Genomic DNA, 8,515 nt, shown 5'->3' with positions numbered 1-8,515 from the left:
CAGTAATCAACCGGCTTGTAGAACCAGAGTTTAGGCTTGTTGACCCCGTCGACCCACAGCCAGCAATGCGGCACGCTGATGACCGGCAGCCAGGCCTTGAACTGAGGATTGACCTTGAAAGGGTAATCGTGATCGTCCAGGAACGCCGTGATCGGTTCGCCGGAATGGATAAGCAACGCATCCAGGTTATGCCGGGCCAGCACCTCGCGCGCGCGCTTTTGCAACGTCGCGAGATGGTCCTGGTAAAGCGTAGAAAATGATTCCATGGTCTGACCTTATGTTACCGCGCAATTGCCGCCATAGTAGCATAGCGTTCCGGCGGGTAAACCCTCTCGCCTTGGCGATCAGATAAAGGCAAACGCATCACCGAAGATCCGGGCGGGTACGGCCCCGCGTTCCGCGCAAAAACGCTCGCGGGCGATTTTCGCCATTTCAAAACGGCCGGCGATATAGATATCGTATTCCTCAAGCGAACCGTAGTCCTGCAACACCGCGCTGAGCACCGTTCCGGTTCTGCCCTGCCAGCTTTCGTCCGGCTGCTCGACCACCGGCACCACCTTCAGGCGCGGATGCATTAGGCACAGCGCTTCCAGCTCACCCAGATCGTATAGATGCTGTAGCTCCCGGCCGCCCCAGTAAATGGCCACCTCCCGCTGCGGTTGATTGGCGAGCACGGTCAGCAGGATTGAGCGGGCATAAGAAAATCCGGTGCCGCCGGCGATAAGGACCACGGGGCGATCGGTATCGTCGCGCAGCCAGGCCTCGCCATGGGGGATATCGACGGTGATGACGCGATCTTTCAAGATACGATCCATCACCGCCATCGCATACAGATTCAGTTCGGAGGCCCCGATATGCAACTCGATTACCGAATTCTCCATCGGGGTCGACGCCAGGGAAAAAGGGCGTTTGTCGCGTTCATCCATCACTACCATCAGATACTGACCGGCGCGAAAACTAAAAGCCGCTTCCGGTACCAGACACACCCGATATACCGTATCGGTGATGGCATCCACGGAAGTGACCTTACAGGTCAATGTTGTCATGCATTCCCTCTGTCGGGCTATTAAGCAAAATGGAATGGAGGGCGGGAAACATCATTGCCCTTTACCGCTATCTTTTAATATGGCCAGTTCGTCCCACAGCGCGTCAACGCGGGCGCGAACCCCGTCGTCCATGCGAATTGGGGTGCCCCACTCGCGCGCGGTTTCCCCCGGCCATTTGTTCGTGGCGTCCATTCCCATTTTTGAACCCAATCCGGAAACCGGCGAGGCAAAATCCAGGTAATCTATCGGCGTATTTTCCATTAACACCGTGTCGCGCGCCGGATCCATCCGGGTAGTAACGGCCCAGATAACATCTTTCCAATCACGCGCGTTGATATCATCATCGCATACGATGACAAATTTGGTATACATGAATTGACGCAGGAATGACCACACCCCCATCATCACCCGTTTGGCATGGCCCGCATATTGCTTCTTGATGGTCACTACCGCCAGGCGGTAGGAGCAGCCTTCGGGAGGCAGGTAAAAATCGACGATTTCCGGAAACTGCTTTTGTAAAATGGGAACGAAGACTTCATTAAGCGCCACCCCCATGACCGCCGGCTCATCCGGCGGACGGCCGGTGTAGGTGGAGTGGTAAATGGCGTCCCGCCGCTGGGTGATATGGGTTATGGTGAATACCGGAAACTCATCCACTTCATTATAATAGCCGGTATGATCGCCATAGGGGCCTTCGGCGGCCGTTTCCCCCGGTTCAATATAGCCCTCCAGCACGATTTCAGCGCTGGCGGGTACCTCGAGATCGCAGGAGACGCACTTTACCACCTCGGTCTTATAGCCGCGCAGCAGACCCGCGAACGCATATTCGGACAGGCTGTCGGGCACCGGCGTCACCGCCGCCAGGATGGTGGCCGGATCGGCGCCCAGCGCCACCGCCACCGGGAAGCGTTCACCCGGATGCGCCGCGCGCCATTCCTGGAAATCCAGCGCGCCGCCGCGGTGCGACAGCCAGCGCATGATGACTTTATTTTTACCCAGCACCTGCTGGCGGTAGATACCCAGGTTCTGGCGTTCCTTGTGCGGCCCGCGGGTGACCGTCAGGCCCCAGGAGATGAGCGGCGCCACGTCGCCCGGCCAGCAGTGCATGATGGGAATGCGGCCGAGATCAACATCCTTGCCCTGCCAGATTTGCTCTTGGCACGGCGCGGAGCCAAGCCGTTTGGTGGGCATATTCAGCACCTGGCGAAATTTCGGCGCCTTATCCAGCAGATCGCGAAAGCCTTTCGGCGGCTCCGGTTCTTTGAGGAAGGCCAGGAGTTGGCCCACCTCCCGTAGCGCCGCGACACTCTCCTGGCCCATGCCCAGCGCCACCCGCTCCGGGGTGCCGAACAGGTTGCACAGTACCGGCATGGCATAGCCTCGGGGGTGTTCAAACAGCAGCGCCGGTCCGCCCGCGCGCAGAGTTCGATCGGCAATTTCCGTCATTTCCAAATAGGGGTCAATGGGCAGGGTGATTCGTTTCAATTCTCCCCGCTGTTCCAGCAAGGAGAGAAAATCGCGCAAGTCTCGGTATTTCATAGCGTCATCGGATGCCGGGTTATCTTTGCATTATAAAGTCTGTTTACCCGCCATGCCGCCCTTTTGTCAAAATTGATGGTAAATATGCTGTTTTATTTTACGCCATGGGTTCCGGCTATAATAAGGTCAGACTGTTTATTTAAGGAGGCCTTTGTTATGCTGGGCCTCCGGTAATATGGGTGCATCAGATTATGGAAGCATGGTATTTATTGTATTGTAAGCGCGGCCAGATGATGAGAGCGAAAGAACATTTGGAACGACAGGCGGTGGCGTGTATGAGCCCGATGGTCACCCTGGAAAAAATCGTTCGCGGCAAACGCACGGCCGTCAATGAACCGCTGTTTCCCAACTATCTGTTTATCGAGTTCGATCCCGAACGCATCCATACCACCACCATCAGCGCCACCCGCGGCGTGAGCCATTTCGTCCGTTTCGGCAACCTGCCGGTGACCATTGCCTCCGAGCTTATCGAAGAACTGCGCGATCATAGCTACGATGGGGTGACCGACCCGCAAACCCCTTATGTCGGCGACCTGGTGATGATTACCGACGGCGTCTTTGAAGGCCTCCAGGCGATTTATAGCGAACCCGACGGTGAAGCGCGTTCAATGCTGTTGCTCAATTTCCTCAACAAACAGGTCAGCCAAAGCATCGACAACAAGCAGTTTCAAAAGATCCTGTAGTCCGGGAAACCGGCGCGGCATCTGGCCGCAATGCTTATCAAGCCGCTCCCCCGCACGCGCCGCGGGAGCGGCTTACTTATTTCAGCGCCGCAGGCTATCGTCATGCAACCATTGGGCGACGCGTTTGGAGAAGTAGGTCAGGATACCGTCGGCGCCGGCGCGCTTGAAGCACAGCAGCGATTCCATGACGGCCGGTTTTTCCTGCAGCCAGCCGTTCTGGAAAGCCGCCATATGCATGGCATATTCGCCGGACACCTGATAAGCGAAGGTCGGCACGCCAAACGTTTCCTTTACCCGGTGGATCATATCCAGATAAGGCATGCCCGGTTTCACCATCACCATATCCGCGCCTTCCTGCAGGTCCTGCGCCACTTCCTGCAGCGCTTCGTCGCTGTTGGCCGGATCCATTTGGTAGGTTTTTTTATCGCCGCCTTTCAGGTTGGCGCTTGAGCCTACCGCGTCGCGAAACGGGCCATAATAACAAGACGCATACTTGGCCGAATACGCCATGATCTGATTATTAACCAGACCCTGCTGCTCGAATTTTTGGCGTATCGCGCCGATGCGTCCATCCATCATATCGCTCGGGGCGACGATTTCCGCGCCCGCTTCGGCATGGCACAACGCCTGGCGTACCAGGATTTCCTTGGTAATATCATTAATTACATAACCCTGGTCGTCGATGATGCCGTCCTGGCCGTGGGTGGTGTAGGGATCCAGCGCCACATCGGTCAGCAGGCCCAGCTCCGGCACCGCGTCTTTCAGCGCGCGGATGGCGCGGGGTATCAGGCCTTCGGAATTATAGGCTTCTTCCGCCAGCAGCGATTTATAGGGCGCTTCAATGACCGGGAACAGCGACAGCACCGGCACGCCCAGCTTGGCGACCGCCTCCGCTTCCCTGATCAGCAGATCGATGGTCATGCGATACACGCCGGGCATGGACGGCACTTCCTGCTGGCGCTGTTTGCCTTCCATGACAAATACCGGATAAATCAGGTCATTGACGGTCAGCTGGTTTTCCGCCACCAGTCGGCGGCTGAAGTCATGGCGCCTAACCCTGCGCAGGCGGCGATGGGGGAAGGCGGCGAAAAGGTTACTCATGGTTTTTCTCCTGAATAACGCCGTCCGCGGCGCTGGCGGCGTTGAGGTTATTCTGCTTGAAACCAGAACCGCCCCAGCGGGCGGTTCAAACTGCGACAAATCAAACTTGATCCCCATCATTGGGATCTTCGGTATTGTCGTCCGAGGTGCCCTCCCGCCCGCGCCGGCCCTTGCCGACATAAAACCGGGCGCAGAAGAGGCCGATTTCAAACAACAGGTACATCGGGATCGCCAGCAGCGTCTGGGAAAATACGTCCGGCGGCGTCAGCAGCATACCGACCACAAAAGCGCCGACCAGCACATAAGGCCGTTTTTTCTTCAGATCGTCGGGCGTGACCACGCCGGTCCAGCACAACAGCACAATGGCTATCGGCACCTGGAACGACACGCCGAAGGCCATAAACAGCGCCATGACAAAATCGAGGTAATTGTTGATATCTGTGGCGATCAACACCCCGCGCGGCGCGGTTTGGGCAAAGAAACTAAAGGCCAGCGGGAACACGATAAAATAAGCGAACGCCATGCCCGCGTAAAACAGCAGCGTGCTGGAGAACAGCAGCGGCATCATCAATCGCCGTTCGTGCTTATAGAGCGCCGGCGCGATAAAGGCCCACACCTGGTACAGCAGCAGGGGCGCGGAAACAAACACCGAAACGATAATCGTCAGCTTGATAGGCGTAAAGAAAGGCGACGCCACATCGGTCGCTATCATACTGGCGCCGGCCGGCAAATGTTTAATTAAAGGTGCCGAAACAATCTGATAGATATCATTGGCAAAATAAACCAGGCACAGGAACACCACCAGCACACTGAGAATGCAGTACAGTAAACGCTTACGCAGCTCAATCAAATGGCTGATAAGCGGTTGGGTATCTTCAACGGCCATTATGAGCGATCATTATTTTTAAGGGGAGTGGGAGCAGCCGCGTTATCCGGCGCTGAAACCGGTTCGTTCCGGACCTCGGCATGTTGATTTTCAAATGAGCCCTTGTCCACCGGGCCGGGTGCTGTCGTCGGCGCACCAGGCTGGACAGGTTCCGGCGCTATCGTCGTCGCCACGCCCTGTGCCGGTTCCGGCGACATCGGCGGCGCATCGGCCTGGGTGGCGCCCTCCGCCGGCGTCACGCCATCATGAATAGCTTCCGGATCGGTTATCAGCGGATTATGGATAGTCTGGGGCGCGGCATCACCCTCGGTATCGGGAACCAGTTTACTGTGAAAGCTTTTTTTCATGGAGTCGGCCGCCTCGCGAAGCTCTTCCATCGAGGCTTTTAGCTCCGGCGACAGGTTATTCTTGCTGGCTTGCTCAACTTTTTTCAGGCTGTCCTGCAGTTCCTGCAGCTTCAGCTCCTGGCTCAGTTCATTTTGTACCGTCGACGCCAGCGAGCGTAAGGCCCTTATCCAACCGACCACGGTGCGCACGGCAACCGGCAAGCGCTCGGGGCCGAGCACCACGAGTCCAATCACAAACACCAGGGCCAGTTCACCAAATCCAATGTCGAACACAGATTATACCTGCTTGTCGTCTTTGTTTACCGAATCGTCCGGCCGCGGCGGCTGCGGCTGAAGGGGTTGCTGCGGCTGCGATTGCTGCGGCGGCTGCGGCTGTGATTGCTGGGGTTGAGGCTGCTGAGGTTGTGCGATGGTCTTCGCCGCAAAGTCAGCATCCTGGCCGGTTTTATCCGTATCCCGCGGGGCGGGTTTGTCATCATCGTTCATGGCTTTTTTAAAACCCTTGATGGATGCGCCCAAATCCGAGCCCATGCCGCGCAGCTTGTTGGTGCCGAACAATAACACCACAATGACCGCGATAATTAATAATTGCCAAATACTGATGCCGCCCATGATATCACCTCTGTTTAGGGGGTTGATTCGAGTTACCGGATTTTACCGGACCCGCAAAATTTACGTCGTGCGTTTCCAGCCAACGATCCAGCTTACAATGCCGGCAGCCATTAACCAGGCGGGGAACGAGGACACCTCGTTACCCAATGATAATAAAAAAGTGCCGCAAAGCAGCAGCGTCGCGCCGATACCGAATAGAAACCGCGCCTGTCCCTGCCGGACATGCTGCCCTTTTAGCTCGACGGTCAGCTTGTCGACGCTCTTTTGCAGCGATCTATGGTGTTTGAAGCCGTCATAAATCAGCTCCGGCAGTTCGGGCAGCTTTTCCGCCCAAAAAGGGGCTTTTTCCTTCATCGCCCGCAAAATGGCCGGGATGCCCACCTGATCCTTGATCCAGGTTTCCAGGAAGGGTTTGGCCGTTTTCCACAAATCCAACTGCGGATAAAGCTGGCGGCCGATGCCTTCGATGTAAAGCAGTGTTTTTTGCAGCAGCACCAGTTGCGGCTGTACTTCCATATTAAATCGCCGGGCGGTGTTAAACAGATTTAACAATACGTGGCCGAATGAGATATCCGCCAGGGGTTTTTCAAATATGGGTTCACACACGGTGCGGATGGCGAACTCAAAATCCTCCACGTTGGTATCGGGCGGCACCCAGCCCGAATCCACATGCAGCTCCGCCACCTTACGGTAATCCCGGTTGAAAAAAGCGATAAAATTCTCAGCCAGATAGCGCTTGTCTTCTTTATTCAGCGAACCGACGATGCCGCAGTCTATGCCGATATATTGCGGGTCGTCCGGATGTTCAAAGCTGACGAAGATATTGCCTGGATGCATGTCCGCATGAAAAAAACTATCACGAAACACTTGCGTAAAGAAGAGCTGCACGCCGCGTTCCGCCAATAATTTCATATTGGTTCCCTGTTTTTCCAATGCCGCCACGTCGGAAACCGGCACGCCATAGATGCGCTCCATGACCATCATGGTTTCACTGCAGTAATCCGGATAGACCACCGGGATATACAGCATCGGACTATTTTCGAAGTTACGCCGCAGCTGGATGCAGTTCGCCGTTTCGCGCAGCAGGTTCAGTTCATCAAGCAGGGTTTTTTCATATTCGAGCACCACTTCCACCGGACGCAGCCGGCGACCGTCCGGCAATAGGCGTGGCAGCCAGCTGGCCAGTCGGTACATCAGGCGCATATCGGCCTTGATCATCGGCATGATATCCGGGCGGATCACCTTGATTACCACTTCTTTGCCGTTTTCTTTCAACCGGGCGGTATGCACCTGGGCAATGGAGGCCGACGCCAGGGCGACCTGATCAAAATCATCGAACCAGGCTTCCAGCGGCTGCCCCATGGCTTTTTCAATATGCTGGCGCGCCAGCGCGCCGTCGAAAGGCTTGACCCGGTCCTGCAGCATGGCCAGTTGATCGGCAATGACCGGCGGAAACAAATCACGCCGGGTGGACAGCATCTGGCCGAATTTGATCCAAACCGGCCCCAGTTCCTGAAGCGCCAGGCGCAGCCGGACGCCCAAGGGCTCCTCTAGATGCTCATTGGGTATCCAGAATACCAGCCGGCGCCCCAGGCGCAGCGGCAGGGTGAGGCGTATCCGGGGTATCAGTTCGTCCAGCCCGTAGCTGAGCAGCACCCGCACGATAAAATACAGGCGGCGTAGTTCTCCCACAATCATCGGCCGGACTCCAGTTTTGCCAGGCGGGCCGTTAAGACGGCCCCAGCGCGGTCTATCGCATCCACTTCATCACAAAACCACGCCTGCTCCAGGGATGAAGGGGATAAGCGCCATTCCTCGGTCACCGCCTGACCAAGCCAGATTTGCTGCTCGCGCAGGCGCCGGCGCAGCCCGCGGGCATGGGAATTTAATTTTTGCGTCAGGCCTTCGGCGGCAATATCGCCCAGATACGGCGCCAGCAGCTCCGCCGGGTCGACTTCCGCCATGTCCAGCAGCGCGACAAACTGCTGCATGACCTGCAAGTCCCCGTCAACGTCCAGTGAGCCTTGCTTGATTAATAACGGCAACTGCTGGCGCCGGCGCAGGGCCGGTAACGCGGATAAGTGCGTCCTGAGGGTACAGTCGGCCGTTCCGTCCCAGGCGGCCAGGACATCCACCTGCGTCTCGCCGAACACCAGGACCACCGGGCTGTCCAGTTCCGCCAGCTCGAAGCGCAACACCTTGCCTTTCAGGCGCTGGCGCGCCGGCTTCATTAACCCATCTTGATACAGCAGGCGTTTCAGCGCGGTTTCAAGCGTTGCGGTAACCAATAGCATCAACATG

9 protein-coding genes and 1 pseudogene are annotated in these 8,515 nt (G+C 56.9%); 1 reads left to right on the top strand and 9 read right to left on the bottom strand.

Annotation, left to right across the window (positions count from 1 at the left end):
* From VGC33_RS10965 to ubiD, 3 genes and pseudogenes are all read right to left on the bottom strand, one after another.
* A pseudogene (locus tag VGC33_RS10965) lies at positions 1–266 on the bottom strand (Xaa-Pro dipeptidase); the annotation flags it as partial.
* 78 nt (positions 267–344) lie between these two features.
* Positions 345–1,046, bottom strand: coding sequence for an NAD(P)H-flavin reductase (gene fre / locus VGC33_RS10960; RefSeq protein ID WP_331120783.1), 702 nt, complete (start codon positions 1,044–1,046; stop codon positions 345–347).
* 51 nt (positions 1,047–1,097) lie between these two features.
* The gene (gene ubiD / locus VGC33_RS10955; RefSeq protein WP_331120782.1) at positions 1,098–2,585 is read right to left on the bottom strand and encodes a 4-hydroxy-3-polyprenylbenzoate decarboxylase; all 1,488 of its coding nucleotides are present in this window, start codon (positions 2,583–2,585) and stop codon (positions 1,098–1,100) included.
* 191 nt (positions 2,586–2,776) lie between these two features.
* Here ubiD and rfaH point away from each other — a divergent pair, with 191 nt between their 5' ends.
* On the top strand, positions 2,777–3,268 hold the full coding sequence (gene rfaH / locus VGC33_RS10950; protein WP_331120790.1) for a transcription/translation regulatory transformer protein RfaH: 492 nt from the start codon (positions 2,777–2,779) through the stop codon (positions 3,266–3,268).
* A gap of 81 nt (positions 3,269–3,349) precedes the next feature.
* Here the strand turns inward: rfaH and hemB are convergent, their stop codons facing one another.
* From hemB to ubiJ, 6 genes are all read right to left on the bottom strand, one after another.
* On the bottom strand, positions 3,350–4,369 hold the full coding sequence (gene hemB / locus VGC33_RS10945; protein WP_331120781.1) for a porphobilinogen synthase: 1,020 nt from the start codon (positions 4,367–4,369) through the stop codon (positions 3,350–3,352).
* Positions 4,370–4,469: 100 nt separating this feature from the next.
* Positions 4,470–5,255: a Sec-independent protein translocase subunit TatC gene (gene tatC, locus VGC33_RS10940; protein ID WP_331120780.1), complete on the bottom strand. Its 786-nt coding sequence runs from the start codon at positions 5,253–5,255 to the stop codon at positions 4,470–4,472.
* Positions 5,255–5,875, bottom strand: a complete 621-nt coding sequence (gene tatB, locus VGC33_RS10935) for a Sec-independent protein translocase protein TatB (RefSeq protein ID WP_331120779.1) — start codon at positions 5,873–5,875, stop codon at positions 5,255–5,257. Before tatB ends, tatC begins: the two co-directional genes overlap by 1 nt.
* 3 nt (positions 5,876–5,878) lie before the next feature.
* Positions 5,879–6,214 (bottom strand): Sec-independent protein translocase subunit TatA, encoded by a 336-nt coding sequence (tatA, locus tag VGC33_RS10930; protein ID WP_331120778.1) that lies wholly within the window; start codon positions 6,212–6,214, stop codon positions 5,879–5,881.
* Positions 6,215–6,274: 60 nt separating this feature from the next.
* Positions 6,275–7,912 carry a ubiquinone biosynthesis regulatory protein kinase UbiB gene (gene ubiB, locus VGC33_RS10925; protein WP_331120777.1) on the bottom strand — a complete coding sequence of 546 codons (1,638 nt, stop codon included), beginning with the start codon at positions 7,910–7,912 and terminating at the stop codon, positions 6,275–6,277.
* Positions 7,909–8,514, bottom strand: coding sequence for a ubiquinone biosynthesis protein UbiJ (gene ubiJ / locus VGC33_RS10920; protein WP_331120776.1), 606 nt, complete (start codon positions 8,512–8,514; stop codon positions 7,909–7,911). Before ubiJ ends, ubiB begins: the two co-directional genes overlap by 4 nt.
* Between the last annotated feature and the right edge of the window lies 1 nt (position 8,515).

This window comes from Acerihabitans sp. (assembly GCF_036398755.1).
GTDB lineage: Bacteria > Pseudomonadota > Gammaproteobacteria > Enterobacterales > Enterobacteriaceae > Acerihabitans.
This window is presented reverse-complemented; position numbering and strand designations above follow the sequence as displayed.